The 26,916-nt window shown below is 71.9% G+C and carries 25 protein-coding genes and 1 pseudogene; 16 read left to right on the top strand and 10 right to left on the bottom strand.

What is annotated here, in order from left to right; all coding sequences use genetic code 11:
• Window positions 1-5 precede the first annotated feature (5 nt).
• Window positions 6-1,061 (top strand): Rossmann-fold NAD(P)-binding domain-containing protein, encoded by a 1,056-nt coding sequence (locus OHB09_RS29125; protein ID WP_286676696.1) that lies wholly within the window; start codon window positions 6-8, stop codon window positions 1,059-1,061.
• Between the two features lie 13 nt (window positions 1,062-1,074).
• Here the strand turns inward: OHB09_RS29125 and OHB09_RS29120 are convergent, their stop codons facing one another.
• Entirely contained in the window at window positions 1,075-1,548 is a 474-nt protein-coding gene (locus OHB09_RS29120; RefSeq protein ID WP_191851673.1) for a hypothetical protein, read from the bottom strand.
• 664 nt (window positions 1,549-2,212) lie between these two features.
• Here OHB09_RS29120 and OHB09_RS29115 point away from each other — a divergent pair.
• On the top strand, window positions 2,213-2,881 hold the full coding sequence (locus OHB09_RS29115; RefSeq protein WP_191851674.1) for a CBS domain-containing protein: 669 nt from the start codon (window positions 2,213-2,215) through the stop codon (window positions 2,879-2,881).
• A gap of 474 nt (window positions 2,882-3,355) precedes the next feature.
• Here OHB09_RS29115 and OHB09_RS29110 read toward each other — a convergent pair whose 3' ends face one another.
• Entirely contained in the window at window positions 3,356-3,478 is a 123-nt protein-coding gene (locus OHB09_RS29110) for a hypothetical protein (RefSeq protein ID WP_286676697.1), read from the bottom strand.
• 98 nt (window positions 3,479-3,576) lie between these two features.
• The gene (locus OHB09_RS29105) at window positions 3,577-4,533 is read right to left on the bottom strand and encodes a transposase family protein (protein WP_213088311.1); all 957 of its coding nucleotides are present in this window, start codon (window positions 4,531-4,533) and stop codon (window positions 3,577-3,579) included.
• A gap of 453 nt (window positions 4,534-4,986) precedes the next feature.
• On the opposite strand from OHB09_RS29105, the gene OHB09_RS29100 reads away from it, so the two are divergent.
• Entirely contained in the window at window positions 4,987-6,156 is a 1,170-nt protein-coding gene (locus tag OHB09_RS29100; protein WP_191851675.1) for a cytochrome P450, read from the top strand.
• A 705-nt stretch (window positions 6,157-6,861) separates the two neighbouring features.
• Here the strand turns inward: OHB09_RS29100 and OHB09_RS33355 are convergent.
• Together OHB09_RS33355 and OHB09_RS29090 are read right to left on the bottom strand one after the other, a co-directional pair.
• A complete protein-coding gene (locus OHB09_RS33355; RefSeq protein WP_374192247.1) occupies window positions 6,862-7,083 on the bottom strand; it encodes a hypothetical protein in 222 nt (73 codons plus the stop codon).
• A 16-nt stretch (window positions 7,084-7,099) separates the two neighbouring features.
• A complete protein-coding gene (locus OHB09_RS29090; protein WP_328923072.1) occupies window positions 7,100-8,605 on the bottom strand; it encodes an FAD-dependent monooxygenase in 1,506 nt (501 codons plus the stop codon).
• A gap of 308 nt (window positions 8,606-8,913) precedes the next feature.
• On the opposite strand from OHB09_RS29090, the gene hemC reads away from it, so the two are divergent.
• Complete coding sequence (gene hemC / locus OHB09_RS29085; RefSeq protein WP_234524925.1) at window positions 8,914-9,846, top strand: hydroxymethylbilane synthase; 933 nt, start codon at window positions 8,914-8,916, stop codon at window positions 9,844-9,846.
• Between the two features lie 648 nt (window positions 9,847-10,494).
• On the opposite strand, the gene OHB09_RS29080 is transcribed toward hemC, so the two are convergent.
• Window positions 10,495-11,460 (bottom strand): pirin family protein, encoded by a 966-nt coding sequence (locus tag OHB09_RS29080; RefSeq protein WP_191851677.1) that lies wholly within the window; start codon window positions 11,458-11,460, stop codon window positions 10,495-10,497.
• Window positions 11,461-11,571: 111 nt separating this feature from the next.
• Between OHB09_RS29080 and OHB09_RS29075 the strand changes: the two are divergent.
• A pseudogene (locus OHB09_RS29075) lies at window positions 11,572-11,913 on the top strand (tetratricopeptide repeat protein); the annotation flags it as partial.
• Between the two features lie 97 nt (window positions 11,914-12,010).
• Window positions 12,011-12,667: a peptide deformylase gene (locus OHB09_RS29070; protein WP_006141219.1), complete on the top strand. Its 657-nt coding sequence runs from the start codon at window positions 12,011-12,013 to the stop codon at window positions 12,665-12,667.
• Between the two features lie 124 nt (window positions 12,668-12,791).
• Here OHB09_RS29070 and OHB09_RS29065 read toward each other — a convergent pair whose 3' ends face one another.
• Window positions 12,792-14,252 carry a dihydrolipoyl dehydrogenase family protein gene (locus OHB09_RS29065; RefSeq protein ID WP_167793288.1) on the bottom strand — a complete coding sequence of 487 codons (1,461 nt, stop codon included), beginning with the start codon at window positions 14,250-14,252 and terminating at the stop codon, window positions 12,792-12,794.
• Between the two features lie 153 nt (window positions 14,253-14,405).
• On the opposite strand from OHB09_RS29065, the gene trxA reads away from it, so the two are divergent.
• Window positions 14,406-14,807, top strand: a complete 402-nt coding sequence (trxA, locus tag OHB09_RS29060; protein WP_328922789.1) for a thioredoxin — start codon at window positions 14,406-14,408, stop codon at window positions 14,805-14,807.
• A gap of 88 nt (window positions 14,808-14,895) precedes the next feature.
• Here the strand turns inward: trxA and OHB09_RS29055 are convergent, their stop codons facing one another.
• On the bottom strand, window positions 14,896-15,942 hold the full coding sequence (locus OHB09_RS29055; RefSeq protein WP_006141216.1) for a LacI family DNA-binding transcriptional regulator: 1,047 nt from the start codon (window positions 15,940-15,942) through the stop codon (window positions 14,896-14,898).
• A gap of 131 nt (window positions 15,943-16,073) precedes the next feature.
• On the opposite strand from OHB09_RS29055, the gene OHB09_RS29050 reads away from it, so the two are divergent.
• Window positions 16,074-16,526: a type II toxin-antitoxin system PemK/MazF family toxin gene (locus OHB09_RS29050; RefSeq protein ID WP_040895816.1), complete on the top strand. Its 453-nt coding sequence runs from the start codon at window positions 16,074-16,076 to the stop codon at window positions 16,524-16,526.
• A gap of 79 nt (window positions 16,527-16,605) precedes the next feature.
• On the opposite strand, the gene OHB09_RS29045 is transcribed toward OHB09_RS29050, so the two are convergent.
• A complete protein-coding gene (locus OHB09_RS29045; protein WP_319118711.1) occupies window positions 16,606-17,517 on the bottom strand; it encodes a TIGR02452 family protein in 912 nt (303 codons plus the stop codon).
• Between the two features lie 309 nt (window positions 17,518-17,826).
• Between OHB09_RS29045 and egtA the strand changes: the two genes are divergently transcribed.
• The 7 genes from egtA (at window position 17,827) to OHB09_RS29010 (ending at window position 24,949) form a co-directional block, all read left to right on the top strand.
• Entirely contained in the window at window positions 17,827-19,107 is a 1,281-nt protein-coding gene (gene egtA, locus OHB09_RS29040) for an ergothioneine biosynthesis glutamate--cysteine ligase EgtA (RefSeq protein ID WP_006141213.1), read from the top strand.
• A complete protein-coding gene (gene egtB / locus OHB09_RS29035; RefSeq protein WP_319350471.1) occupies window positions 19,104-20,483 on the top strand; it encodes an ergothioneine biosynthesis protein EgtB in 1,380 nt (459 codons plus the stop codon). Before egtA ends, egtB begins: the two co-directional genes overlap by 4 nt.
• The gene (egtC, locus tag OHB09_RS29030) at window positions 20,483-21,286 is read left to right on the top strand and encodes an ergothioneine biosynthesis protein EgtC (protein ID WP_093597963.1); all 804 of its coding nucleotides are present in this window, start codon (window positions 20,483-20,485) and stop codon (window positions 21,284-21,286) included. The genes egtB and egtC overlap by 1 nt, the downstream gene beginning before the upstream one ends.
• Window positions 21,283-22,245, top strand: coding sequence for an L-histidine N(alpha)-methyltransferase (gene egtD / locus OHB09_RS29025; RefSeq protein WP_191891262.1), 963 nt, complete (start codon window positions 21,283-21,285; stop codon window positions 22,243-22,245). The genes egtC and egtD overlap by 4 nt, the downstream gene beginning before the upstream one ends.
• 91 nt (window positions 22,246-22,336) lie before the next feature.
• Window positions 22,337-22,552 carry a dodecin gene (locus OHB09_RS29020; protein ID WP_006141209.1) on the top strand — a complete coding sequence of 72 codons (216 nt, stop codon included), beginning with the start codon at window positions 22,337-22,339 and terminating at the stop codon, window positions 22,550-22,552.
• Between the two features lie 85 nt (window positions 22,553-22,637).
• Window positions 22,638-23,336, top strand: coding sequence for a response regulator transcription factor (locus OHB09_RS29015; protein ID WP_328922788.1), 699 nt, complete (start codon window positions 22,638-22,640; stop codon window positions 23,334-23,336).
• Window positions 23,333-24,949, top strand: coding sequence for a sensor histidine kinase (locus OHB09_RS29010; RefSeq protein WP_006141207.1), 1,617 nt, complete (start codon window positions 23,333-23,335; stop codon window positions 24,947-24,949). Before OHB09_RS29015 ends, OHB09_RS29010 begins: the two co-directional genes overlap by 4 nt.
• On the opposite strand, the gene OHB09_RS29005 is transcribed toward OHB09_RS29010, so the two are convergent.
• A complete protein-coding gene (locus OHB09_RS29005; protein WP_139062982.1) occupies window positions 24,921-25,160 on the bottom strand; it encodes a hypothetical protein in 240 nt (79 codons plus the stop codon). The two genes, OHB09_RS29010 and OHB09_RS29005, sit on opposite strands and share 29 nt — an antisense overlap.
• A gap of 320 nt (window positions 25,161-25,480) precedes the next feature.
• Here OHB09_RS29005 and OHB09_RS29000 point away from each other — a divergent pair, with 320 nt between their 5' ends.
• Complete coding sequence (locus OHB09_RS29000) at window positions 25,481-26,863, top strand: carbohydrate-binding protein (RefSeq protein WP_328922787.1); 1,383 nt, start codon at window positions 25,481-25,483, stop codon at window positions 26,861-26,863.
• The last annotated feature ends 53 nt before the right edge of the window (window positions 26,864-26,916 follow it).

Raw genomic sequence — 26,916 nt, 5'->3', positions numbered from 1 at the left:
CGTTCATGGCCTCCCTGACGGTAGGAGTGTGCCGCGAAAGGGGCCCGGGAGACCGCCTCGTGGCTGTCCTGCCGGCTTCTGTGCGCGAATTGCGGGCTCTGGGCGCGAACGTGGGCGTCGAACGCGGCGCGGGACAAGGCCTGGGAATCGCCGACGAGGCGTACTTGTCGGCGGGCGCCGACGTGGTTCCGAGGGAGGAGATCCTGACCGGAACCGACATCGTGGTGGCACTGAGGCCGCCGGGGCCCGTGGCCGGAAGCGGCTTTCGACGCGGGCAGGTGCTGGTCACGCTGGTCACCCGGCTCGGATCGCCCCTCAGTGCGCCGTTCACGGCGCGGACCTGGTGCGACGCGGGCCTCACCGTCTTCGGTCCGGACCTCGTACCGGAAACGGAGGCGGGGGCGGCCGCTCGGCCTCTCGACGTCACGACCTCTCTGGAGGAACTGGCGGGCTACAAGGCCGCACTGCTCGCCGCCGACCTCCTGGATCGGCCGCTTCCCGCAGGGGGCACACCCGCCCTCCCCGCAAGGGCCGCACGCGCGGTGGTCGTCGGCCGCGGACATGGCGCGCGCAGGGCCGAACGAGTTCTGCGCGCCCTCGGGGCCGAGGTGCGCCCTACGGACGGCCCCCCGTCGGGTCTGAGGCACTCGGACATCGTCATCGCCTCGGTCCGCCCGGGGATTCCCCACCGCCCGCGCGTCCTAGTGACCGCGAGAGCGCTCGAGGCGATGCGCCCAGGCGCCGTGATCGTCGACATGACCGCCGGTGAGGAGGGAGGGTCCGTCGAAGGCGTGCGGCCGGAGACGGTGAGGCGAATGGGGCAGGGGGTGACCGTGGTCGGCGGAGGCCGGCTCGCGGAACGTCTGCCCCGCACGGCCTCGGCGGCCTGCGCCCGTCACGTCCTCGCCCTGATCAGGCGTATCGCCCCTGCGGGCAAGCTCGATTTCGACCCGGCGGAACCCGCGCTCTCGGCGGTTCTGGTCACACATGGCGGGCTCATGTTTCAGGAGCATCTCTGGCGTTCGATCGTGGAACAGACCGCCGCGGCAGGGGTTCCGTGACTCGCGCCCGGGGTCAACGCCGTCGGGGAAGCCCTTCGCGCCCGACCAGCCCGACGTGGGCCAGTGCCGCCGCGCGCCAGGCGCATTCCTCGTAGCAGCGGCCCAGGACGGCCGCGTCCACCGCATCACGAGCGGTACCGCCCAGGCCACCGGTCAGCAGCAGACCGCTGAGGCGACGCTGCCGATCGGCGATGCCGGTGAGGCTCTGTCCCAGGAGGGACGGTGGCCCGGACAGGCACACCACGTCGTGAGCTTGGCCCGTCAAGGTCAGACAGGCCCCGAGCAACTCCCTCAGGTGCGCTGCGAGGGGCTCGCCGAAGGGCTGCCCGCCTCGCCCCAGGAAGATGTCGCCGATCTGCTCGATCAGGGTGACGATGCGCCCCGTGTCGCCCCGCACGTAGAGGGCGGTCAGCACCGCGCGCCGGTCCCCTTCGTCGGGTGCCTGGGCCAGGGCTGTCGAGGTGGCGTCCTCCGACTCCCTCCGCAATGCTGTCAGGGCCCTGAGAAACGCTACCGAGGGGTACTCCGTCTCCCGGACGCCGTGTGACGCGATCGGGCAGGACGCCTCCCGCAGGGCGTCGCGGGACGTGAGCAGCAGGGCCGGTACGCGTCCTGTTTCCCCGCTGCCGCGGATACTCGTCGGGCCGGCTGTTCGGTGCTCCACCTTGCTCTCCTCGTACAGGCCCCCCTGTGCGTCCCTCCCGAAGGATCGGGCCACAGCCTCGGCTCCGCGCCGCTCACCGCCCAGTATCCCCCCGTATGCCCCGGCCTCCGAGTTGGGACCGCCGCTCACGACCACCGTCATCCGCGTGTTCGGCGTATGTGTGCCGAGTGACATCGATCAGCGACTCGGTGAGTCGTCAGGAGCTCACAGACCGCGGACGGTCGATCCGGCGGAGCTGCTCACGGCCTCGCGGCCACGACCGAGCACGGGTGAGCGGATCGGCTGATGGACGTCGGACTCGGCCCAGGTTGCATTGGGCCGGATTGCGACGATCGTGGAGTCGTACGGCCGGACGAGTCGGACCCCGCTCTCCCGTCTGCGTCCCGTGCCTCGCCCAGTCGGATCGGCGCCGAGCGGGACACGATTCAGCGTGTGGGCGTGCCACCACCGGACTCCAAAGGATCACAGCCCGGACGGGAGAGACACCATGCAACATCGAACGGTTGCGGAACTCATGTCTCGAGAGGTCATCTCGGCACGCCGGGAGATGCCCTTCAAGGACGTCGTCAGGCTTCTCGCGGACAACGACGTCACCGCCGTGCCCGTGGTGGACGATCTGCACCGGCCCGTGGGTGTCGTGTCAGAGGCCGATCTACTGCGCAAGAGCGCCGACCAGGCGGACCCGTCGGGGAGGCTCCCCCTACCCGACCTGGACGCACTGGAGCGCTCCAAGGCGGAAGCGTTCCGTGCCGAGGAGCTCATGTCGGCTCCCGCCGTGTGCGCCCGTCCGGACTGGACCGTGGTGGAGGCCGCCCGCCTGATGGAAGCGCAAGGAGTCAAGCGCCTGCCCGTCGTGGACGAGACGGACCGCCTCCTGGGCATCGTGAGCCGCGGCGACCTGCTGCGGATCTTCCTGCGGCGCGACGAGGCGATCCGGGAGGAGATCACCACGGATGTGCTGCGTCGTACGCTCGGCCTCACTCCCTCGGACGTGACGGTTGAGGTGCGGCAGGGGCGAGTGGACCTCAGCGGAACCGTCGAGTTCAAGAGTTTGATCCCGGTCGCCGAGCGTCTGTGCCGCAGCGTCGACGGCGTGGTGTCGGTGACCCATCACCTCACCTACAGGACCGACGATGCACCGCCGCCTCCTGATTGAGGAGCAATGCTCAAGACCTGCGGATCGACCGCGGGAAGGATGCGGAGGGCGTACCTTCCCGAATGAGCCTGTGACGGTCACCGAGTAGGCCCGCGTTCGCAGCGCTGGTCGGGAAGGCACGCCCGTGCTCAGCGTAGTGAATGCCGAGGTTCCACCGAGTCCGGCTCCCTGATCGATGAGATGGTCCGCGAGGGCGCCCGGCGGATGCTCGCCATCACGGCACCGCCCCCCGCCGCAGCCTCACGCAGCATGCGTATGTACCGGCCGTGCACCCGCGCCGAGCTCTCACCACACCCGCCGTCCGCCGTTGCCGCCCGCACCCGCGCCGTCGGCACCCCGCCCGGTCCGGTCGCCTCTCCACCTCCTCGATCAGCAACGCGGACAAGTACCGAAACGGCTCCAGGATCAAGCACATCACGAGAGCACGCGATGCATGGTCGCGAACAGGCGGGGAAGCGTATGCAGCCGTCCGGATCACAAGGTCGTCGACAGAAGCAGGATCTTCACGTTGCTCGCATCGGCGAACAAAACGCCGGCGCCGGCGGCGGGCAAAACGACCAGAATGGAAAAGAGCAATCCGCACTCCGCCGACGCCACAGCAAAACTCCACGGTCTTCGGCCCGCCTCGGAGGCCGCTAACGAGCTCGTGCACCGTAAGCGGTGAGACGTCGAGGACCTCAGCGGGGGCTTGGTGATCACACCTGCCGTGCCGGGATCAGGTCCGCGGTCTGCTGATGGGACAACAGACCTGCGACGGCTTGCACGGTGTCGCTGATGTGCTCGCGGCGGCCGAGATGACGGGCCAGCGCCCGCCAGTTCTTCAGGTGCGCAATGCCGTGCTCCACGCGGATTCGCCGCGAGGAGTGCGCTTTGCGCTGGCGTTCGTACATCTCCTCGTACCAGTCCGGAGCGTTCTTCTTGAACTTGCGGTGCGGCGGTGTCACCACGCGCCCACCTGTCTGGGCTCCCAGGCCCTGGTAGCCGGCATCCGCGAGGATCTCGGCTGCCGGACCGCCCTCCAAGAGCCTGACCAGCCCTAACTGGCGGGCATGGGTGATGTCCGCGCAGCTGCCGTGCTGAGTCGGGCTGCAGAAGAGCATCCGGCCGTCGCCGTCCGTGACGACCATGGTCTTGACCGCGTTCTGCTTGCTCTTGCCGGAGATGAACTTGTCCCGGTCTTTGCGTCCCGCAGCCGGGCGCCTGACCCGGATCTCGGTGCCGTCGATGATGCCGGTCTTCCCGCTGGCGCCAATATGGTCGATGACCTCGGCGAGGGTCCGCAGCCGCACTCCGGTGCTGATGGTGCAGCCTCGCTCGGCGAGCAGGGGTCGCACCTCGCCGATAGCCCGGGTGATGGTGGAGCGGTCGACGCCGAACCAGCTGGCCAGCACGTCATGCGTGACGGCGTGACGGAGATGCACGAGCGTGACCAGGAGACGGTCGACGAACACCAGCTGGTGCTTCGCGCCGGCGCCCACTGCCCGCTTCCGTGGCCGGGACGCGAGCTTGGCCTGGTGCCGCTCATGCCACAACGGACCCACCTCAGCAACGAGTTCAGCAATCACAGCAGCCGAGAGGCCCGTGATCCTCCGGTTGCTGATGATCGCTGCACGAGACGCATTCCCCACCACATGACCATGATCGACGATCAAGAGCTCGACGTCTCACCGCTTACGGTGCACGAGCTCGTAAGGGCTGTCCCGCAATTCCTGGCGGGCGTGCGACGACAGCTACGGCACTCCCCCAGCCTCCGGCCGGGGGTACCCTCACGCCGCATTGTCGGAACGTCCGCATACATCCAGTATGCGGATGCCCTCCGCCTTGCGATGCACCGCATCTGACGCCGCACGCTGATCCACCAGGCATTACGGGACAGCCCTTAGCCGGATCGTCGCCCAGGCATCGAACGGCAGGCAACCGGCCCGAATCCCTCAAGAAGAGAGATATCGAGGGCCGCACTTGCACACCGATCGATGCGTCAGTAAGATGCGCGATGAAAATTTTGATCATGAGCGAGGCTTGATGCCGAGGGTATTGGGGGAAACGCGTTCCCTTCGTCACAAATGGCTCACTCCTGGCGACAGGCGCACGACATTGAGGCTGCCGTGACCCATGCAAGCGACCCGGGAATCGCCTTTGACGAAGAACTCGGGGCTTGGATAGTTGACGGGCACGAAGAGTTCCTCGCGGTGAGCCGTAGTACTGCTTTCAACATTCCGAAGCTCACCTTGCCGCCGGAGCTGCTCGTAAATGTGGGCAAGGTCGACATCGATCCCGTGCAAGAACAATCTGATTACGTGCTTCTTTATTCGGTGGGCGCTGACCACAGGCGACGTCGTCGCTTCCTTGCCGGTCACTTCACCCGCCAAGCGGTCGACGGGCGCAGGGAGTCGATTCGCAAGACAGTCCGCGAACTGCTCACCGAAGGGCAGCGGGCGGGAAGGATCGACCTCACTGCCGACATCACCCGCCCCTTATTGACTCGCATCATGTCGGACGTGGTCGGGATCCCTCCTGCCCTGCGAGGCGAGTTCGACGAATGGGCGCATGCGGTGACGAATGCCGGACAGCTCGGAGTGCAGGGCTCGCCGGCGGAAGCGCTGCACCGGGCTGCGGAATCGGTGAACGCCATCACTCAACTCGTCCGCGACTTGCTGGGGTCACCTGTCGACCTTCCGCGTGGGAGCATCCTCTCCTATGCGGCGGGACGATCATCGGACGCAGCCTCTCTGTCCGTGGAAGAACTGGCGGCCAACGTGCGCTCGATCTACAGCTCGGGAATCGAGACAACCGAATATCTGGTGGCATCAACCGCGTACATGATTTTCTCGAGCCCCTCCGCATTACGAGACCTGAGAGCATATCCTTCCCGCATCGAGGCCGTGGTCCGGGAAACCTTGCGATTCGCCTGCCCCGCCGTGGAGATACCCGTCCGAAGAGCAAACCGTGACGTGAGGATATTCAACAGCCTGATCAGAGAAGGCGACTGGGTGCGCCTGGTCGCACTTAAGGCCGAACGCGATTCGCGCCGGTTCTCCTGTCCCGATGAATTTGACCACAGACGCACCGATCAGAGCATGCCCTTGACGTACGGACTAGGTCCTCACAGATGCCTTGGGCAACATCTTGCCACGGCCATCGCCGAGGAGGTCGGAAGAACTCTGGCTGACCCCGAATACGGTGCCCATATGGATACGCCTTTTCCAGGTTTCCGCCGCCGAGCCGCTCTTCCCGTCATATGGGGACCTGAGTGGATACACCTGGCACTGGCCTAATCAGGAGAGAATATGTCAGACCACATGTCACCGATCATCGACATCAATGACCTGCCGAGCAGCAATGAACTTCTCACCATTGATGCGGATACGGCTCCGTTCATCAACTTCTCGCAGGAACCCCTCCAAGGCGTGGCTCTTCAGCACTTGATGGCGCGTCGATCTCGAAGGGGTCTCTTCGGTACGAATGAGGCCCCTTCCGACTGTCCGCGCACTGGACTCACAGCGAATACGGGCTCTTCGCACGGGACAGTCAGCGGATGACAAGACCGCCGGCCAGGTCCTCGGCGACCTGTACGACCGCTACATCGACAGTGAGGTGAAAGAATCTTCCTCCGAACGCACGGCGGCGTACGCCGCCGTGCTGCTTGGGCGATGGTGCGGGCTCGCCGAGCACGAAGAGGACACCCCGCCCTGGCCAACCGGCCCGTCGATCAGCGAAGCCGGCGGTCCGCTGATCTGCTTCGCCGTGCGATTCAGCATGGCTGAGCAGACGCAGAAGGGCGCGGCCGGGGACATCGACCGGCCGGTGTCGGTCGACTCCACGATTGTGCGGGCCCACCAGCTCGCCATGGGTGGGAAGGTGAGCGGCGGCAACACCAACGACTGCACCCGCTTCGAGCACGTCATGGACGCCTTCCGTGGTCGTCGAGTCCCTTGGCGGCCGAGAGTCTTCTCCACCGCCACAGGGGCCGACCCGTGGAATCAGAACGTCAGGACAGTCCGCCCGGCCTCCGCGTCCGCCGCCTTCTCGAAGTCCTCTCCCGAATACGTCTCCGCCACCAGTTCGTCCAGCCACAGCCGCCCCACCGGGTGCAACTGTGCATACAGCACGATTTCCCACTGCACTGCTTTGACACGGATGTCCCACGTCTTGACGATGCCCTTCCGGAAGAGCGTCGGCACTGCCTGCACGGGTGTGCTCACCCTTCACAGTCCGATGTCATCCCCCGCTTGAACTTCGCGCGGAGGGAAGGGCGCACCACTGGTCGAGCGCCTCGGACAGCCCGGCCGATTCCGTGTCCACGCCCACCCATGCCACGTACCCGTCCGGTCGGACCAGCAGCGCGGTCACGTCCGCGCCAGACATCTTGCAGTACACGAAGCGCACGCGGTCACTGCCGTCCACCGCCGCGCGAATTCCTTCGCTGCCGACGAGGTCCAGCAGCAGGAACCGGCCGTCGCCCATGTGCTCCACCGCCAGTGGCTGGAACGCGTCCGGCAGGAAGCGGCCGACCAGCATCTGCGCCGAATCCGGCGCATAGTCCACGTCCGCGCCGCTGACCAGCGCGCCGAAGTACTCGTGCGCGGCCGGGATCGCCAGCGTCTCGGTCAACACCTCACGCAGGGCGTCCACCTGCGGCCCAGGACGCAACAGCGCCACCTGCGCGCGGGTGTTACGCAGCACGCGAGCGCCGATGGGGTGCCGTTCGGCGGTGTAGGTGTCCAGAAGCCGTTCAGGGGCGCGGCCGGTGGCCACGAGAGCGAGCTTCCAGCCGAGGTTGGCCGCGTCCTGGAGACCGAGGTTGAGGCCCTGTCCGCCGATCGGGGAGTGTACGTGCGCGGCGTCGCCGGCCAGCAGCACTCGTCCGCGCCGGTAGGTGTCGGCCTGCCTGGTGTTGTCGCTGAACCGGGTGCCGGAGTCCAGCCTGGCCACGGTCACCTTCATACCTCCGGCCCGCAGCATGCTGTCCGCCAGTTCGGTGGGGGTCATGGGGGCTTCGCGTTCGGTCGGCCCCGTGCCGTCGAACTCCACGGTGGTGATCTCGCCCGGCACCATCAGGCCGTTCACCAGTCCGTTGGGGCCGCGCAGCACCGTCGCGAGCGTGTCCTGGTCGGAGAGCTGGGCCGCCGCGACCCGCCCGGTCATGGTCGGCGGCGTGCCGGGGAAGGCGAAGCCCGCCTTCTTGCGTACGGTGCTGCGGCCTCCGTCGCAGCCGACCAGGTAGCCGGCGTGCAGGGACCGCCCGTCGGCCAGTTCCGCGACCACGCCGGTGCCCTCGTCGTGTACGGCGACCACCTGGGCGTTCGTCTCGATGCGCACGCCGAGCCCGGCCACCCAGTCGGCGATCACCTGTTCCAGCATGTGCTGCTTCATCATGTAGGCGCGGCCGCTGTCGCCGCTGCCGGTCCCCAGCGGCAACCCGCCGAAGTGTCCCTTGGAGCGGCCTTCTCGCATCATCTGCAGAACGTGTGCGAGCTGGTCCCCTTCCTTTGTCTCCTGTCCCGCGGCCGCCAGTTGAGCTGCCCAGGCGGTCTGTGCGGCTTCCAGCGCCGGGACGAGCCCGCGCAGCGCGAGGGTCTGGGCGCTGCGACCGTTGACGGCGCGCTGGCCGAAGCTTCGGGTGTAGCGCTCGGTGCCGTCGGATGCTTCCAGCACCAAGGGCTGCGCCCCGCCGAGGCGCAGTTCTCCGGCCAGCAGCAGCCCGACCGGTCCGCCGCCGACCACAGTGACCCGACCGAGGACTTCGACCACGCACTGGAACTGCTGATCACCGGCCTGGTCGCGGCCGCCCCCAACAGTGGCTGATCAGTCGCTCCACCGGTTGCGCAGGCCCCCCTCCCACACGATGTCGAGGGCGGCACCTGCACGCCGATGCGGCGGACCCGCTCCTGCCCCTGGCTGGACGACCACCGGCCCCGGGTTGGCAGCTTCCTCGAACGACTGCCCGACGTGCCCAACTGGCATGCCACGCCGATGAACTGGGCTTCCGGGCTGGTGGTCGCCGTCAGGATCTGAGGGTCTATCGTGCCCTCATGCCCAGTGATCTGATTCGCATCGTGTCCCGCGATTCGCCCATGGCACTCGCCCAGGTGGAGCGTGTCCGCACCGAGCTGGCCACGCTCCACCCGGACGTGAAGACGACCGTCCTGCCGGTGAGGACCACCGGCGACAAGTGGATGGGCGACCTGGCGAAGGTGGAGGGCAAGGGCGCCTTCACCAAGGAGGTCGACGCCGCGCTCCTCGCCGGCGAGGCCGACCTCGCGGTCCACTGCGTCAAGGACGTCCCGGCCGACCGGCCGCTTCCGGCCGGAACCGTCTTCGCGGCCTTCCTCAAGCGCGACGACATCCGCGACGCCCTGATCCACCCAGGCGGTCTCACCCTGGACGAGCTGCCCGCCGGCACCCGGATCGGCACCTCCTCCGTCCGCCGGACCGCCCAGCTCGCCGCCTCTCACCCGCACCTGGACTGCGTCCCGATGCGCGGCAACGCGAACCGCCGCCTGGAGAAACTGGCCGCAGGCGAAACTGACGCGCTGCTCCTGGCCGTCGCCGGTCTGGAACGGATCGACCGTACGGACGTGATCACCGAGATCCTGTCGGCCGAGACGATGATGCCGCCGATCGGCGCGGGCGTCCTGGCCCTCCAGTGCCGCGAGGGCGACACCGATCTCATCGACCTGATCAGCGACCTGGGCCATCACGACACGTTCCGCGAGACGCAGGCCGAGCGAATGTTCCTCCACGTCCTCCAGGGACACTGCAACAGCCCGATCGCCGGGTTCGCCCGGGCCGGGGCCAGTGGAGAGCTGTCGCTGAGAGCGTCAGTTTTCTCGCCGGACGGCAAGGACATGCTCCATGCGCACGAGTGGGCCGGCCGCCTGGACCCAGCCACCCTCGGCACCTCGGTCGCCGTGGCCCTCCTGCGGCAGGGCGCACGCGAGCTGATCGACGGCATCGCGCACTGACCCAGAAGGTCAGCTGCTGGAGGAGGCACGCTCCGTGCCTCCCCGGCGGCCCGCTCCATGGCCTGCCGCACACGCTCTCAGCCCCACGCGGCAGACCTTCCTCGTGCGCCGCGGTGATCGACCGATCGATCTCCTCGGACCCCGCCTGCCCGGCCTCGGCCCGACGCCGGGCATCTCCCTTTGCCTCCGCATCAGCCGTCCGGGCATCGTCGGCCTGCTGTGCTTCAGCCTCCGCTTCCGCCTGAACCGCCCGCAGCGCCTCCATGCACAGGTCGGCTTCCACTTCGGGTTCTTCGCCTTGTCCTCCCCGCCGACGCGGGGGTGTTCCGGCGGAGACGACGCCGTCCCGCCGGTGCTGCGGCTGTCCTCCCCGCCGACGAACTCAGCGGTGTCTCCAGCGGCGCTGTCGTGCAGAGAGTGTGAGGACCCTCCGAACGCACCGGCGACGTCGGCATCGCTCCGGCGAAGGGCACCCGATGCGCCGTGGCCGTGAGGGCGGGGCGGTGCGGTCGCGGGATGCCGGCAACGGTGTCGGAATGCTCTGGTGGGAGGGCTGCGCGGAGTGTGGTGCATCCTCGGAGTCACAGCCGGGCGAGAGGGTTCACGCCTCGCCCGGCCACGTTGCGTCGGCAGTCCCGCAGGACGCTCCTAGCGGGTCCTGCCTCGGGGTTTGAGGGGAACGGGCGGCAGGTCGGGGGCCGGGAGCGGGGCGCCGTCGTAGCCCTTCACTTCCCCGAAGCGGGAGCTGTTCATCCAGTCCGACCGGGCCTGGGTGATGTCCTCCTGGGTCCTGCCGATGAAGTTCCACCACATGAGGAGTTCCTCCTCGAAGGGTTCGCCGCCCAGGAGCATCAGGCCGGTGTCCGAGGTGGCGCGCAGGGGGAGGTCGCGGCGGCCGCAGCCCAGGTAGAGCATGGAGCCGGGGAGCAGCGGGACGCCGTCGACGTGGGCCTCGCCGGACATGGACAGGACCGCGTACTCGAAGTCCGGTTCCAGCGGCAGGCGTACGTCGGCGCCCTCGGCCAGGGTCAGGTCGGCGCCGACGATCGGGGTGTACGTCGTGCCCGGGGAGCGGGTGCCGTCGACCTCGCCCAGGATGAGCGTGGCCGTCAGGCCCGGCGCGGTGACCTCGGGGAGCTCCGCGTGGTACTCGAAACGCGGGTCGGTGTGGCGGTGGGTGTCGGGAAGGGCGACCCAGAGCTGGGCGCCGTGCAGGAGGCGGGCGTGCGAGCGGGGGCTCTCCTCGGAGTGGCTGATGGCCCTGCCCGAGGTCATCAGGCCCAGCTCGCGGGGGTGGATGGTCTGCAGGCTGCCCGTGGAGTCGCGGTGCAGCACCTCGCCCTCGTGCAGCCAGCTCACCGTCTGCAGGCCCATGTGCGGGTGCGGCGGGACCTGCATGCCGGGCTCGTCGGCGATGTCGTCGGGGCCGTAGTGGTCGACGAAGCACCAGGCGCCGACCATGCGGCGGCCCAGGTTGGGCAGCAGCCGGCGTACCTCGGTGGACTCGCCGAGCCGCACGCTGCGGGGGCTGAGGAGTTCGCGTACCGGTTCGGCCACGACGAATCCGCGGCCGCCGCAGAGTGCGGGCGTCGCCTGGCGGTCGAGATTGCTCATGGCGCTCAACCTAGCGCCCGGTGGACCCCGGTGGGGGTGCGTGGCGCGGTCGGGACGGGCCGGAATGTTCGCCCGGGTGCCGGTGTTGTGCGGCCGTCGAAGGAGGACGGTGTGGAGCAGACGTACTACGACCACGGGACGGCCGCGGAGCGCTGGGAGCGGGCGCGGATGTTCTTCGACGCCCGGGACTACGCCGGTGCGGCGCGGGTGCTGGGCGGGCTCGTCGAGGAGGTGCCCGAGCAGAGCGGGCCCCGGCTGCTGCTGGCCCGTGCCTACTACCACTCGGCCCAGCTGCGGCGTGCCGAGGCAGAGCTGCGGGTGCTCGTGGAGCGGGACCCGGTCGAGCAGTACGCCCGGCTGCTGCTGGGCCGCACCCTGGAGCGGCAGGGCCGTGACGAGGAGGCGGGGCCGCATCTGCGGCTCGCCTCCGCCCTGGCCGGTGACTTCCGGAGGTGTGAGGCGAGGGGGGCGGACGGGGTGTCGGGACCCGGCGCGCGCCGTCTCGTGTCCGTGCGCGGGCGCACACCGGCGGGCCTGTCATGCTGGTCCGATGGTTTCAGACACTGACCGCTCCCCCGGCCGTCCGATCGCCGACCTCGTCGAGGAACTCCTGGCCGCCGAGGGGCCGTTGCCGATCGTCGCCGCCGGTGATCCCGTGCTGCGACGGGGCGCGGAACCGTTCGAGGGACAGCTCGACGCGCCCCTGCTGGACCGTTTCCTCGCCGCTCTGCGCGCGACGATGCACGCGGCGCCCGGCGTCGGTCTCGCGGCGCCTCAGGTGGGTGTGCCGCTGCGCATCGCTGTCATCGAGGACCCGGCGCCGGTGCCGGAGGAGGTGCGGAGCGCGCGGGGCCGGGTGCCGCAGCCCTACCGGGTGCTGGTGAACCCCTCGTACGAGGCCGTCGGGGAGGAGCGGGCCGCGTTCTTCGAGGGCTGCCTGAGCGTGCCGGGCTGGCAGGCGGTGGTCGCACGGCACGCGCGCGTACGGCTGCGGGGGCTGGACGCGCGGGGTGCCGTCCTCGACGAGGAGTTCGCGGGCTGGCCGGCCCGGATCGTGCAGCACGAGACGGACCACCTGGACGGCACGCTGTACCTGGACCGGGCGGAGCCGCGCTCGCTGTCCACGAACGAGGCGGTGGCGCGCTGGTGGGCGCAGCCGACCCCGGACCGGGCGGCGGACGCCCTCGGCTTCCGCCTTCCCGGCTGACACGCGCGGGGGCGGGAGGCCCGGCGGGGACGCGGGAGGGGCTGCGCGCCCCTTCCCTCCCGACCCGGCCCGTGTGCCACCCTCCCGCCCCCACCCGGATCAGCCCCGGGTACGCCCGCCCGGGTCAGCCCCGGTACGCCTCCAGCAGCCGCAGCCACACCTCGCTGAGTGTCGGATACGAGGGCACCGCGTGCCAGAGCCGGTCGAGGGGGACCTCGCCGACGACCGCGATCGTCGCGGAGTGGATCAGTTCGCCGACGCCGGGGCCGACGAAGGTGACCCCGCGCAGGATCTCCTCCTCCAGGTCGACGACCATGCGCGCCCGCCCCCGGTAGCCCTCGGCGTACAGTCCCGCGCCGGCCACCGAGGCGAAGTCGACGTCGACCGCGCGGACCCGGTGGCCCGCCTGCTCCGCCTCCGCGAGGGAGAGGCCGACGGCCGCGGCCTCCGGGTCGGTGAAGACGACCTGGGGCACGGCCCCGTGGTCGGCGGTGGCCGCGTGGGCGCCCCAGGCGGCGGACTCCTCGTCCGCGCCGCCCGAGGCCCGGGCCGCGATCGCCGCCCCGGCGATCCTGGCCTGGTACTTGCCCTGGTGGGTGAGGAGTGCCCGGTGGTTGACGTCGCCCACCGCGTACAGCCAGTCCGTCCCCTCGACCCGCATGCTGTCGTCGACGCTCAGCCAGGAGCCGGGGTCGAGACCGACGGTCTCCAGCCCGATGGTGTCGGTCTTCGGCGCGCGGCCGGTGGCGAAGAGGATCTCCTCGGCCTCGATGCGCTCGCCCGCGTCGGTCACGGCCACGACCGTGCCGTTCTCTCCCCCGGCCGGCGCGCCCGCGGCCGGCTCGCGGGTCACCGAGGTGACGGACACGCCGGTGCGCAGGTCGACGCCCGCCTCGGTCAGTCCCTGGGCGATCAGTTCCCCGGCGAAGGGCTCCATGCGCGGCAGCAGCCCCTTCCCGCGCACCAGCATGGTGACCTGTGAGCCGAGGTTCTGCCAGGCGGTGGCCATCTCGACCGCGACGACTCCGCCGCCGACCACGATCAGCCGCTCCGGGGCCCTGCGGGCGCTGGTCGCCTCCCTGCTCGTCCAGGGCCGGACCTCGGCGAGGCCGGGCAGGTCCGGGAGGGCGGCGCGGGTGCCGGTGCACACGGCGACCGCGTGCCGGGCGGTGAGTTCCGTGCGGCTGCCGTCCGGGCCCTCCACCAGGACCGTGCGGGGGCCGGTGAGGCGCCCGTGCCCCCGGTGGAGGTCGACGCCGACGCCGTTCAGCCACTGGACCTGGCCGTCGTCCTTCCAGTCGGAGGCCATGTAGTCGCGCCGTTTCAGCACGGCCTCCGCGTCGAGGGGCCCCCGCACGGCCTGGGAGAGTCCGGGCAGGCGGCGTGCGTCGGCGCGGGCGATCACCGGGCGCAGGAGGGCCTTGCTGGGCATGCACGCCCAGTACGAGCACTCGCCGCCGACCAGTTCGTCCTCCACGATCGCGGTGGACAGTCCGGCGGCCCGGGTGCGGTCGGCGACGTTCTCCCCCACGGGTCCGGCACCGACCACCACGACGTCGTACACGATGGATTCCGTTTCCGTCATGGGCACAGTCTGGTGGGTGGTGTGCGCCGTGGCCACACGGGTACGCGCGCGGGGATGCCCGGGGAACAGCCTCCGGACGCGCAGGGAATAGCCGGACCGCCCACGCCGTTGGCGTCGACGGCTCACCCGATACCAGGAAGAGGGACACATCCCATGAGCAACAGCACCGTGGAGCTCACCAGAGAGAACTTCGACGAGACGGTCACGGACAACGACTTCGTCCTGATCGACTTCTGGGCGTCCTGGTGCGGGCCGTGCCGTCAGTTCGCCCCGGTGTACGAGAAGGCGGCGGAGGAGAACCCGGACCTGGTGTTCGGCAAGGTGGACACGGAGGCCCAGCCGGAGCTGGCCCAAGCCTTCAACATCCAGTCGATTCCGACGCTGATGATCGTGCGGGACCGGGTCGCCGTGTTCGCGCAGCCCGGCGCGCTGCCGGAGGCGGCGCTGAAGGACGTGATCGGCCAGGCGCGGAACCTGGACATGGACGAGGTGCACAAGGCCGTGGCCGAGCAGCAGGCGCAGGGTGGGCCGGGCTCGCCGGAGGCGGGCGCGTAGGTTCCCGCCCCCTGTTCCGCCGCCTCGCGGGAACCCGCACCCCGCGTGGGTGCGGGGGGCGGGGCGGCTTTTCGTCGGGGGGAGTCCCTCAGCTCGAATCCCTGGGGATGACGTGGGCGCCCAGGACCTGTCTCACCTCGGGTGGGGCCGTGTCGTTCTGGACCGCCTGGTCGACGAGTTCGGCCAGGGCGCGGCCGGACGGCAGTTCCAGGTGGACCGTGGTGAGGCGGGGACGGAGCAGCCGGCCGAGCATGAGGTCGTCGGCGCCGACGATCGCCGTGTCCCCGGGGATCGCGACACCGTTGTCCTGGAGCGCCCGCATCAGCAGCATGGCGTACTCGTCGTTGTAGGCGAACACCGAGTCGAGGTTCAACTCACCCCATCGCGCGGCCAGTTCGGCGGCGGACTCCTCCTCGTAGGCGAGCGGCAGGACCGTGACGGTGGCGTCCGTGCCCTCCAGCGCCCGCCGTACGCCCTCGAGCCTCGGGTTGGAGAAGGCCTCGAGCCCCGGCTCCTCGGGCATCACCACGCCGATGCGGCGCCGGCCGCGGCCGTACAGGTGGACGGCGGCGCTGCGCCCGACCTCCGCGTGGTTCATGAGGAGCGCGTGGGCGCCCTCGATGCGCTCCACCCCCATCGTCACCACCGCGCGCGCACCGGACCGCTTCAGCACCGCGACGCCCTCCGGGCCGAGTCCGCCGCCGGGCAACAGGACCGCCACCGGCCGCAGTTCGGCCCAGGCGCGTGCGGCCTCGTCGCCCCGCAGGCCGACCTGGCCGTACTGGACCACGGTGTAGTCGAGGCGGCCCAGCGCCCACTGCAGTTCGTTGATGAACTGGCTGTACAGCGGGCCGGCGGGGACCTCGGGGGCGGGCATGAGCACCATGCGGCTGTGGCCGGCGCGCAGACTGCGGGCGGCGGCGTGCGGAACGTAGCCCAGTTCCTTGGCGGCCGCGCGGACGCGGCGGCGGGTGGGCTCGCTGATCCGTACGGCGCTGGTGTTGTTGAGGACGTAGGAGACGGTGGCCCGGGACACTCCGGCCAGGCGCGCCACATCCGCGCTCGTGGGCACGGAGCGCGGGGCGGGCGGCGGGACGGTGGACCGGTCGGGTATGTGCACCATGACGTACGTCATTTTTCCAGAAGGCCGCCGGCAATCGGGGAGCGGGTGAACTTACCGTGCGGGAACGGACGTTCGCGCTGGTGGACGCGTGTTCGAACGAGGGCCGCCGGTGTGTCGCGCACCGGGGAGGTTACGGTGTGCGCGTGACTGCCTTTGCCGATCAGGACGTTCCCGTACCCGGCCGCTACGGCCCCTCCGCCACCACCGAGGCGGACCCGCGCAGGGTGGGCCCGGTACGGACCGAGTACTCCCCCGAGCACGACGGCGACCCGGACCCCGGGGAGATCGTGTGGACGTGGGTCCCCTTCGAGGAGAACGACGGGCGCGGGAAGGACCGGCCGGTTCTCGTCGTCGCCCGTGAGCCGGGCGGGACGCTGCTCGCGGTGCAGCTCTCCAGCAAGCGGCACGAGGGGGATCGGGAGTGGGTGCCGATCGGCAGCGGTCCCTGGGACCGCTCGGGGCGGGACTCGTGGGTCGACGTGGACCGCGTGCTGCGGCTGCACGAGGAGGGCATGCGGCGCGAGGCGTGCGCGCTGGACCGGATGCGGTTCAACTCCGTCGTGCACCGGCTGCGGGAACGTTACGGCTGGCGCTGAGCGCCCCGGGACGGGACGACGCGGACACCGGCCGTCGGCGTCCGCGCCCGCCGGAGGAACCGCCCTCCTCCACCCCTGATCAGGCGAACGCGCGCGCGAAGGCGCCGCGGACCCCCGCTCCCGGCGTGCGGTCCAGGACCGCGAACACGACCCGGTCGAAGCGGTGCGTGAAGCGGCCTCCGCCCGTGAGGTGGCCGCGGAACGCGGCGGCAACCTCGGCGGGGTCGTTGCGGAACACCCCGCAGCCCCACGCGCCGAGTACCAGCCGGCGGTGGCCGTGCAGGGCCGCGACCTCCAGGACCCGCTCGGCCCGTGCCACGAGCGCGCGCGGCACCTCGGCGGCGCGCTCCGGGGCGCGGCTGCGCAGCACGCCCGCATTGGGCGCCGCGGCGGTGAGGAACGCGACCCGGTAGGGCGCGTCGAGCAGCCGTCCGTCGTCCCCGCGGAATCCGTCGTCCCCGCGGAATCCGTCGTCCCCGCGGAATCCGTCGTCCCTGCGGAAGACGGGGACGCCGGGCGAGTGGATGACCCGGTGGGTGTAGAGCGGGTCGCGGTGCTCGCGGTGGTGGTCGTAGAACGGGCGCACTCCCCGCAGGCAGGCGTACAGCGCCGAGGAGCGGCACAGCGCCTCCTCCTGGGCCTGGGCGCCGTTGAGGAAGCCGCCGCCCGGGTTGCGGGCCGAGGCGAAGTTCAGCACGGCGACCTCGTCGTCCGCGGCGGGCACGAGCCGCCGCGCGGCCTCCAGGCTGCTCTCCCCGGTCACCTCCACGGCCACGGGCGCCGGGGCGTGTCCCCCTGCTCGGCGGGCCGGTCCATCGACCTCGTCCGCCTCCTCGAGCCGCACCGGTTCCGGCCCGTACATCCGCGTGCCCGCCCGCGCGGCCTCGATCGCCGCGGCCAGCGGCACCTCGTGGCCTCCGGGTGCCCGGTATCCGCCCCGGTCGACGATCTCCTGCGTCTGCCGCGCGAGGGCGCGCAGGCGCGCGCTCACGGCGCCACCCCCGTGGGCGCCGTGAGCGCGTCCTGCGCACCGCCTTCTCGCACACCCGTTCGGGCGCGCCTCCCCGTCGTGCTCATGCACGCATCGTGGGTGATGCTGTTGCTGAGCGGCAACGGAGTTTTGTCCGACGGCCGCCGGGTGGCCGAAATCCGACCCCTTGGCCTCCCGAGGGAGTCCCCTACCCACCGAATCGCCCCCTTGTGCGAACGGCGTCGAGAGGTTTGGGTGGGACGAGCGTTGTCGGTCCGGCCCACCCGGAACCGGGCCGACGGCATGGTGGAATCTCAGGAGGATCCCGACATGTCCGAAGCGGTGAGCGACTGTAAGGACGGTGCGGAGGACCGCACCGCGCTCACCGAGGCAGACGTGGAGGCGCTGGTACGAGGCATCTGCTTCAAGACCGGCCCGCCCCGTCGCCTCGGTGTCGAACTGGAATGGCTCGTCCACGAGCCGCTGCGACCGCGGCTCCCCGTACGACCCGAACGACTCGACGCGGCATACGCCGCTCTGCGGACCCTGCCCCTGAGTTCGGCGCTCACCGTCGAACCGGGCGGACAGCTGGAGCTGAGTTCCGCTCCCGCCGCCTCCCTCATGGAGTGCGTACGGTCCGTTTCCGCCGATCTCGACACGGTCCGCGCCGCCCTGCGCGCGGACGGCCTCGGCCTGTACGGCTGCGGCCACGAACCGTGGAATCCCCCCGTCCGTTACCTCCGGCAGCCCCGTTACGACGCCATGGAGGCCTGTCTGGACCGCACCGGTCCCGAAGGCCGGGCCATGATGTGCTCCTCCGCCTCCGTCCAGGTGTGCCTGGACGCCGGGTACGAGGAACCGGGGCCGCTCGGCCACGGCAGGCGCTGGTGGCTGGCGCACACGCTGGGCGCGGTGCTGGTCGCCGCGTTCGCGCACTCCCCCGTGGCCCGCGGCCGCCCCACGGGCTGGCGTTCGACCAGACAGTACCTGTGGACCGCGATGGACCCGGGCCGCAGCGGCGCCCCGCCGCTCGGTCCCGATCCCCGGGGCGCCTGGGCCGAACGGGTGCTGGACGCGCCCGTGATGTGCGTGCGTCGCGAGGACGGCCCCTGGGACGTGCCCGAGGGGCTGACCTTCCGGGAGTGGACCCGCTCGGCCGAGGGCCCGACGCGTGCCGATCTGGAGTACCACCTGACCACCCTGTTCCCGCCGGTGCGGCCGCGCGGTCATCTGGAGCTGCGGATGATCGACGCCCAGCCCGGCCCGGACGGCTGGATCGTGCCGCTGGCGGTGACGACGGCCCTCTTCGACGACCCGGAGGCCGCCGAGACCGCCTACCGCGCGGTCAAGCCCCTCGCCGAGCGGGCGGACGCCCTCGCGGCCCCGCGCAACCCGCTGTGGACGACGGCCGCCCGCGAGGGACTGAACGATCCGGAACTGCGCGAGGCCGCCACCGTCTGCTTCGCCGCCGCCGCGGAGGCGCTGCCCCGGCTCGGCGCCGACGAGGCCGTACGGGCGGCCGTCGCCGAGTTCACCGAACGCCATGTGGCCCGGGGCCGCTGCCCCGCCGACGACCTGCTGCACCACCACGGGAAGGAACCGCGCCCATGACCGAGTCCACCTCCCCGACACCGACCACGCACCCCACCGGCGACCCGGGCCCGGCCGGTGACACCGCCCTCGCCGCCGGCCCCGAGGCCCTGCGGGCCCGCGCCCTCCGGGCGCTGACCACCGCCCGCGCGCGCACCGCGCTGCTCACCGAGTGCGTCGAGGAACCCGACCTGCTCGCCCAGCACTCGCCGCTGATGTCCCCGCTGGTCTGGGACCTCGCGCACATAGGCAACCAGGAAGAACTGTGGCTGCTGCGCACGGTGGCCGGGCGCGAGGCGATGCGGCCGGAGATCGACGGGATCTACGACGCCTTCGAGCACTCCCGCGCCGAACGGCCCTCGCTGCCGCTCCTCCCGCCCGAGGAGGCCCGCCGTTACGCCGCCGAGGTGCGCGGCCGGGCACTGGACGTGCTGGAGGGCACCGCCTTCCAGGGCGGCCGGGCACTGACGGAGGCGGGCTTCGCCTTCGGCATGATCGCCCAGCACGAGCAGCAGCACGACGAGACCATGCTCATCACCCACCAGCTCCGGCGGGGCCCGCAGGCGCTCACGGCCCCGGATCCGGCGCCCGTGCCGCCGTACGAGGGCCCGGCCGAAGTCCTGGTTCCCGGGGGCCCGTTCACGATGGGGACCTCCACCGAACCCTGGGCACTGGACAACGAACGTCCCGCGCACCGGCGCGAGGTGGCCGCCTTCCACATCGACACCGTTCCCGTCACCAACGGCGCCTACCAGGAGTTCCTCGCGGACGGCGGCTACGAGGACGCGCGCTGGTGGGACCCGGCGGGCTGGGCCCACATCCGCGAGCACGCCATCCGGGCGCCGCAGTTCTGGCGCCGGGAGGGCGGGCAGTGGCTGCGCCGGCGCTTCGGCGTCACCGAGGTGGTGCCGCCCGGGGAGCCGGTGCTGCACGTGTCCTGGTACGAGGCGGACGCCTACGCCCGCTGGGCCGGGCGGCGGCTGCCCACCGAGACCGAGTGGGAGAAGGCCGCCCGCTTCGACCCGGCCACCGGCCGCTCCCGGCGCTACCCGTGGGGCGACGCGGACCCCGGCCCCGACCACGCCAACCTGGGCCAGCGCCATCTGCGGCCCGCCCCGGCCGGCAGCTACCCGCAGGGCGCCTCCCCGCTGGGCGTACGGCAGTTGATCGGCGACGTGTGGGAGTGGACGGCGAGCGACTTCCTGCCCTACCCCGGGTTCACCGCCTTCCCGTACAAGGAGTACTCGGAGGTCTTCTTCGGCCCCGAGTACAAGGTGCTGCGCGGCGGGTCCTTCGCCGTGGACCCGGTGGCCTGCCGGGGCACCTTCCGCAACTGGGACTACCCGATCCGGCGGCAGATCTTCTCCGGTTTCCGCACCGCCCGGGACGCCGCCTGATGTGCCGGCACGTGGCGTACCTCGGTCCGCCCGAGCCGCTCGGCGCGCTGCTGGTGACGCCGCCGCACGCCCTGTACCGGCAGTCCTGGGCGCCCCGCCGGCAGCGGCACGGGACGGTCAACGCGGACGGTTTCGGCGTCGGCTGGTACGCCGGGGAGGACCCGGTGCCGGCCCGCTACCGGCGGGCCGGGCCGATCTGGGCGGACCTGTCCTTCGCGGACCTGGCGCGCGTGGTGCGCTCGGGCGCGGTGCTCGCCGCGGTCCGGGACGCCACGCTCTCGGGCGCGGACGCGGAGGCCGCGGCGGCCCCGCTCGCGGCCGGGCGGTGGCTGTTCAGCCACAACGGGGCCGTCCCCGGCTGGCCCGGCTCCCTCGCCGGGCTCGCGCGCACCCTGCCGGCCGAGGAACTGCTCGCCCTGGAGGCGCGCAACGACTCGGCGTTCGTCTGGGCGCTCGCGCTGAACCGGCTGCGCGGCGGCGACGAGCCGGGCCAGGCGCTGGCCGACACGGTTTTGCAGGTCGCCGCGGCGGCCCCCGGTTCCCGGCTCAACCTGCTGCTCACCGACGGCGACACGATCGTCGCCACCGCCTGGGGCGACACGCTCTGGTACCTGACCGAACCCGGCCGCCGCACGGTCGTCGCCTCCGAGCCCTACGACGACGACCCGCACTGGCACGAGGTCCCCGACCGCACCCTGCTCGCCGCGAGCCGCACCGACGTCCTGCTCACCCCCCTCAAGGAGCCCGAGCCCGACCCGGTGCCGCCCGCGCCCACCGCACCACCGAAGGAGCCCCGTACGTGAGCCCGTTCCTTCTCACCCGCACCCTCCCCGAGGGCGCCACCGAGGCCGCGCTGCGCACCGATGTGCGCGAGGGCCTCACCGGCGTCCCCAAGACGCTGCCGCCGAAGTGGTTCTACGACGCCCACGGCAGTGAACTGTTCGAGGAGATCACCGAACTGCCCGAGTACTACCCCACCCGCGCCGAGCGGGAGATCCTCATGGCCCGCTCGGGCGAGATCGCCGCCGCGTCCGGTGCGCGCACCCTGGTCGAGCTGGGTTCCGGTTCCTCGGAGAAGACCCGGCACCTGCTGGACGCCCTGACCGGGCTGCGCACCTACGTCCCGGTCGACGTCAGCGACAGTGCCCTGCGCCAGGCGGGCCAGGCGCTGACCGAGGAGTACCCGGGGCTCGACGTGCACGCCCTGCTCGCCGACTTCACCACCTCCCTCACCCTGCCGGACACCCCGGGGCCCCGCCTCGTGGCGTTCCTCGGCGGCACCATCGGCAACCTGGTGCCCGAGGAGCGGGCCGGGTTCCTGGCCTCCCTGCGGGCCCTGCTCGCGCCCGGGGACGCGCTGCTGCTCGGCACGGACCTGGTCAAGGACGAGTCGGTGCTCGTCGCGGCGTACGACGACTCGGCGGGGGTGACGGCCGCGTTCAACAAGAACGTGCTGAACGTCGTCAACCGCGAACTGGGCGGCGACTTCGACCCCGAGTCCTTCGACCACGTCGCCCGGTGGGACGCCGCACACGAGTGGATCGAGATGCGGCTGCGCTCGCGCACCGCCCAGACCGTGAAGGTCCGGGCGCTCGGCCTGGCCGTCGATTTCGCCGAGGGCGAGGAAATGCGCACGGAGGTCTCGGCGAAGTTCCGCCCGGACGGGGTACGCGGGGAGTTGGCCGCGGCCGGGCTGGAGCTCGGCCACTGGTGGACGGACCGTGCCGGGAGGTTCGCGCTCTCGCTCAGCACGGTCCGCTGACCTGTGCGGCGCCGCCTCGCGGGGCGGCGCCGCCTGCGGCACGGTGGAGTGACGTTGCGTGCGCAACCGTCACCGTGGAGAGGAGCATCGCATGTCCGACAACGTGTACCGCGTGACCGAGATCGTCGGCAGCTCGACGGAGGGCGTCGACGACGCGATCCGCAAGGGGATCTCGCGGGCGTCCCAGACACTGCGGAACCTGGACTGGTTCGAGGTGACCCAGGTCCGGGGCCACATCGAGAACGGCGAGATCGAGCACTACCAGGTCGGCCTGAAGGTGGGCTTCCGCCTCGACGACGAGGAGTGACGCGCGCCGGACGGCTCGGGGGTGCCCCGCCCCCGGGTCGTGAGGCGCCCGGCGCCCGGGACGCGGCGTACCGCAGAATGGGGGCGTGAACCCCGTTCGGCTGCTCGTCGTGGACGACGATCCCCCCATCTCCGACCTCGTGGCCACCGTCGCCCGTTACGAGGGCTGGGAGGCGGTCACGGCGTACTCCGGCGAGGAGGCCCTGACCCGTGCCGCCGCGTTCCGGCCGGACATCGTCGTCCTGGACCTGATGCTCCCCGGTGTCGACGGCTTCGGCGTCCTCGACCGGCTGCGCGGCGCCGGCATGAGCGTCCCGGTCGTGTTCCTCACCGCCCGCGACGGTGTCGCCGACCGCGTCGCCGGGCTCACCCGGGGCGGCGACGACTACCTGGTCAAACCGTTCGCGGTGGAGGAGCTGATGGCCCGGCTGCGCACGGTGCTGCGCCGCAGCCTCGGCCCCGGCGGCCCCCGTTCGGTGCTGCGGGTCGCGGACCTGACGATGGACGAGGACACCCGGGAGGTCCGGCGCGGCGACCGGCTCCTCGCGCTCACCCCCACCGAGTACGACGTGCTGCGCTGCCTGCTGCGCAAGTCGCCCGCCGTGCTGACCAAGGCGCAGATCCTCGACGACGTCTGGCAGTACGGCTTCGGCGGGCGCTCCAACGTGGTCGAGCTGGTCGTCAGCCGGCTGCGCCGCAAGCTGGAGGCGACCGACGGCGGCGCGGTGCCCCTCATCCACACGGTGCGCGGGGTCGGGTACGTGGCGCGGCGGGCCGCCGAGTGAGAGGCCGGCTGCGCCTGGGCACCCGGCTCGCGCTGGGGGTGGGCGCGCTGTCGCTGGTGGTGTTCGCGGTGGTCGGCACCGCGCTGACGATGTACATGAGGCAGTACCAGGAACGCCAGCTCGCCGAGCAGATGAAGCTGGTGCAGCTCGTGCAGACCAAGGACGCCAAGGCCCACGGCACGGTGGAACGGCGCCCCTACTACGGCTGGTACACCGCCGTGTACGAGGTGCGGGGCGGACACGCCGAGCTGCGCCGCCCCGCCGACGTGCCCGCGGACACCACCGCGCTCGCGGCGGTCGCCGAGGCGCAGCCGGCCTCGGGCACCACGCATCTGACCCGGACCGCGAAGATCCCCGGCGAGGGCGCCTACCTGCTGCGGGCGTGCTCGGTGGAGCGCGGGGTGGTCCTGGTCAGCGCCGCACCGCTGGCGGACGTGCGGGCGACCACCCGGCGGCTGATCACCGTGCAGGTGGTGACCTTCGCGGCGGCGCTGGCCGCGCTGGTGGTGGCCGGGCGGGCGGTGCTGCGGCGCGGGCTGCGGCCGCTGAGCGACCTGGCGGACACCGCGCACGACATCACCTCGCACGATCTGACCGACTCGGGGCGGCTGCCGGTGCGCGCGGACGGCCGCAGCGGCGCCCCGGAGATCGAGGAGCTGCGTTCGGCGTTCAACACGATGCTGGAGCACATCGACGACTCGCTGGTGGTGCGCGCGGAGGCCGAACGGCGGCTGCGGCGGTTCGTCGCGGACGCCTCGCACGAGCTGCGCACCCCGCTCATGTCGGTGCGGGGCTACGCGGACCTGTTCCAGTACGCGGCCGCCCACTCCCCCGAGGAACGGGACCGGCATCTGGCCCGGCTGCGTGCGGAGGCGGCGCGGATGGGGGTGCTCCTCGACGATCTGCTGCTGCTCGCCCGGCTGGACGCGGCGGAGGTGGAGGCGCCACTGCGGCTGGAGGAGACCGATCTGGTGGAGCTGGTGCGGCGGGCGGCGGACGCGTTCCGTGCCGCGCACCCGGACCGTCCGCTGACGGTCACGGCCGGGCCCGGGGAACTGCGGCTGCGGCTCGACCCGGCGCGGATCCGACAGGTGGTGGACAACCTGCTGACCAACGCGGCGGTGCACACCCCGGCCGGTACGAGGGTGGCGGTCGAGGTGTCCTTCGAACCCTCCGCCGAGGTGCCGACCCGGGCGCCGACCGGGGTGTCCGGGGAGACACCGGCGCGGGTGCCCCGCCAGACGCTCCGTCAGGCACCCCGCCAGGCGCCCCACCGGGCGGTCGCACGGACGCCGGCCGCCGCGGCCGGTGAGCGCGGCGGGCACGGGGACTCGCGCGGACCCCGGGGATCCGGGGCCGCGCGCGGCGGGCGGGGCCTCGCGGTCGTCCGGGTCACGGACGCCGGGCCCGGGATACCCGCCGCCGACCGGGGGCGGATCTTCGACCGGTTCTACCGGGTCGACGAGGCCCGCAGCCGCGACCGCGGCGGCAGCGGGCTGGGGCTCGCGGTCGTCCGTTCCCTGGCCGAGGCGCACGGCGGCACCGTCGAGGTGACGGGCGGTCCCGGCGCGACCACGTTCACGCTCAGGATTCCGACGACCGGGCGGACCTGACCCGGGCCACCTCCTCGGGCAGCAGCTTCGGGGCCTCCCGGAGCACCGACTCCGCCACGGGCTGGGCCACCTCGGTCAGCCTCCCGGTCGCCGACCCCGTGGCAAGGCCTCCGTCGGCGTGCGCGGTGCCGACGGGGAGGAGCATCAGGCCGCCTCCCATGGCCAGAACGACCGCCCGACGCATCCCCGTACGGGACTCACCAACCGTCACCTTCGACTCCTTCCGCCTGCCGGGGCGCTCGCCCCGGGCGGGCCCACGCTGGCAGGGCGGGCGCGCGACACGCGAACGGAAACCCCGCTCGTCCCACGTACGGAGGAGTACGGCCCCGTCCGGCTGACGAACGGACGGTCCCGCCGTCCTCCGGGCGGGTGGACGCGCGTGCGCGTTCATCACACAACGGCTGCTTTGCCGCCGAGTGCACCCGGAACGGGTCAATCCCGGCATCATTTGCCGCATTTCCGGCAATGCCTACGGCTTCGAGAGGTTCCGTGAGGTTCCCCGACCCGTCGAAGCTGAGGGAGTACCACCTGATGGCCCGTAGACACGTCGGCGCAGGCTGTGCCGTCCTGACCGCGCTCGGTTCGCTCGTGCTCATGAGCCCGTCCCCGGCGACGGCCACCGCCCCGTCCGTACCGCCCGCCGAGGGCCCCTCGGCGACGCGCACCCTCGGGGCCGACCGCCCTTCGGCCGAGGTCCTGCACGCGCTCGGGCGCGATCTGGGGCTGACCCCGGCCGAGGCCCGGCAGCGGCTGTCGAACGAGGCGGAGGCGGGCACCCGGGCCGGGCGGCTGCACAACGCGCTCGGCAGCCGCTTCGCCGGTGCGTGGGTGCACGGGAAGACCTCGGCCGGGCTGACCGTCGCCACCACGGACAAGGCGGACGTCGCCGCCATCGAGGCGGGCGGCGCGGACGCCAAGGTGGTCAAGGTGGCGCTGGCCGACCTGCGGAGCGCGAAGCAGAAGCTGGACACGGCCGCCACGGCCGCCGAAGCGACGCGCGGACGGCGCACGCCGGTGCGTTACGTCGACGTCGTCAACAACCGGGTCACCGTGCAGGCCACCAGCAAGGCGGCGGCGGACGACCTGATCAAGGCCGCCAAGGTGGACCGGAGCCGGGTCTCGGTCACGGTCTCCAAGGACCTGCCGCGCGCGCTGTACGACATCACCGGCGGCGACGCGTACTACATCAACGACGAGGCGCGCTGCTCGGTCGGGTTCTCCGTCACCAAGGGCGAGCAGCAGGGCTTCGTGTCCGCCGGGCACTGCGGCAACGCGGGCGACACCACGACCGGGTACAACCAGGTCGACCAGGGCACCTTCCAGAACTCGGTCTTCCCCGGCCACGACTACTCCTGGGTCGCCACCGACGACGACTGGACCGCGACCCCGCACGTCAAGGGCGAGGGCGGGGCGACCGTGACGGTCTCGGGTTCGGTGCAGGCGCTGGTGGGCGCCTCGGTCTGCCGCTCGGGCTCCACCACGGGCTGGCACTGCGGCACCATCCAGCAGCACGACACCAGCGTGACCTACCCGGAGGGCACGGTCACCGGGGTGACCCGGACGACGGTGTGCGCCGAGCCCGGCGACTCCGGCGGCCCCTACATCTCCGGCAGCCAGGCGCAGGGCGTCACCTCCGGCGGCTCCGGCGACTGCACGCGCGGCGGGACGACGTACTACCAGCCGGTCAACCCGGCCCTGAGCGCCTTCGGCCTGACCCTCGTCACGGACACGGCGACGACGCAGACGCCGGGCACCACCCCGGAGCCGGAATCCGGCACCTGGGCGGCGGGCGCGGTCTACGACGTGGGCGCGCAGGTCACCTACGGCGGCGTCACCTACGTCTGCCTCCAGCCGCACCAGGCCCAGGGCGCGTGGCAGCCGGCCGCGACGCCGGCGCTGTGGCAGAAGGTCTGAGCCCGCACGACTCCCGGCCGGGGCCCCTCGACGGGCCCCGGCCGGCTGCGTCC

The organism is Streptomyces griseoaurantiacus (genome assembly GCF_036189845.1).
Classification (GTDB): Bacteria; Actinomycetota; Actinomycetes; order Streptomycetales; family Streptomycetaceae; genus Streptomyces; species Streptomyces griseoaurantiacus.
The sequence above is the reverse complement of the archived record's forward strand: the minus strand, read 5'-3'. Positions and strand labels throughout refer to the sequence as shown.

Coding starts and splice junctions, on each gene's coding strand:
- hemC (WP_234524925.1), top strand. CDS start 8,914: ATGCCCAGTGATCTGATTCGCATCGTGTCCCGCGATTCGCCCATGGCA.
- OHB09_RS29000 (WP_328922787.1), top strand. CDS start 25,481: ATGGCCCGTAGACACGTCGGCGCAGGCTGTGCCGTCCTGACCGCGCTC.
- trxA (WP_328922789.1), top strand. CDS start 14,406: ATGAGCAACAGCACCGTGGAGCTCACCAGAGAGAACTTCGACGAGACG.
- OHB09_RS29055 (WP_006141216.1), bottom strand. CDS start 15,942: ATGACGTACGTCATGGTGCACATACCCGACCGGTCCACCGTCCCGCCG.
- OHB09_RS29020 (WP_006141209.1), top strand. CDS start 22,337: ATGTCCGACAACGTGTACCGCGTGACCGAGATCGTCGGCAGCTCGACG.
- OHB09_RS29070 (WP_006141219.1), top strand. CDS start 12,011: ATGGTTTCAGACACTGACCGCTCCCCCGGCCGTCCGATCGCCGACCTC.
- OHB09_RS29065 (WP_167793288.1), bottom strand. CDS start 14,252: ATGACGGAAACGGAATCCATCGTGTACGACGTCGTGGTGGTCGGTGCC.
- OHB09_RS29115 (WP_191851674.1), top strand. CDS start 2,213: ATGCAACATCGAACGGTTGCGGAACTCATGTCTCGAGAGGTCATCTCG.
- OHB09_RS29080 (WP_191851677.1), bottom strand. CDS start 11,460: ATGAGCAATCTCGACCGCCAGGCGACGCCCGCACTCTGCGGCGGCCGC.
- egtA (WP_006141213.1), top strand. CDS start 17,827: ATGTCCGAAGCGGTGAGCGACTGTAAGGACGGTGCGGAGGACCGCACC.
- egtC (WP_093597963.1), top strand. CDS start 20,483: ATGTGCCGGCACGTGGCGTACCTCGGTCCGCCCGAGCCGCTCGGCGCG.
- OHB09_RS29125 (WP_286676696.1), top strand. CDS start 6: ATGGCCTCCCTGACGGTAGGAGTGTGCCGCGAAAGGGGCCCGGGAGAC.
- egtB (WP_319350471.1), top strand. CDS start 19,104: ATGACCGAGTCCACCTCCCCGACACCGACCACGCACCCCACCGGCGAC.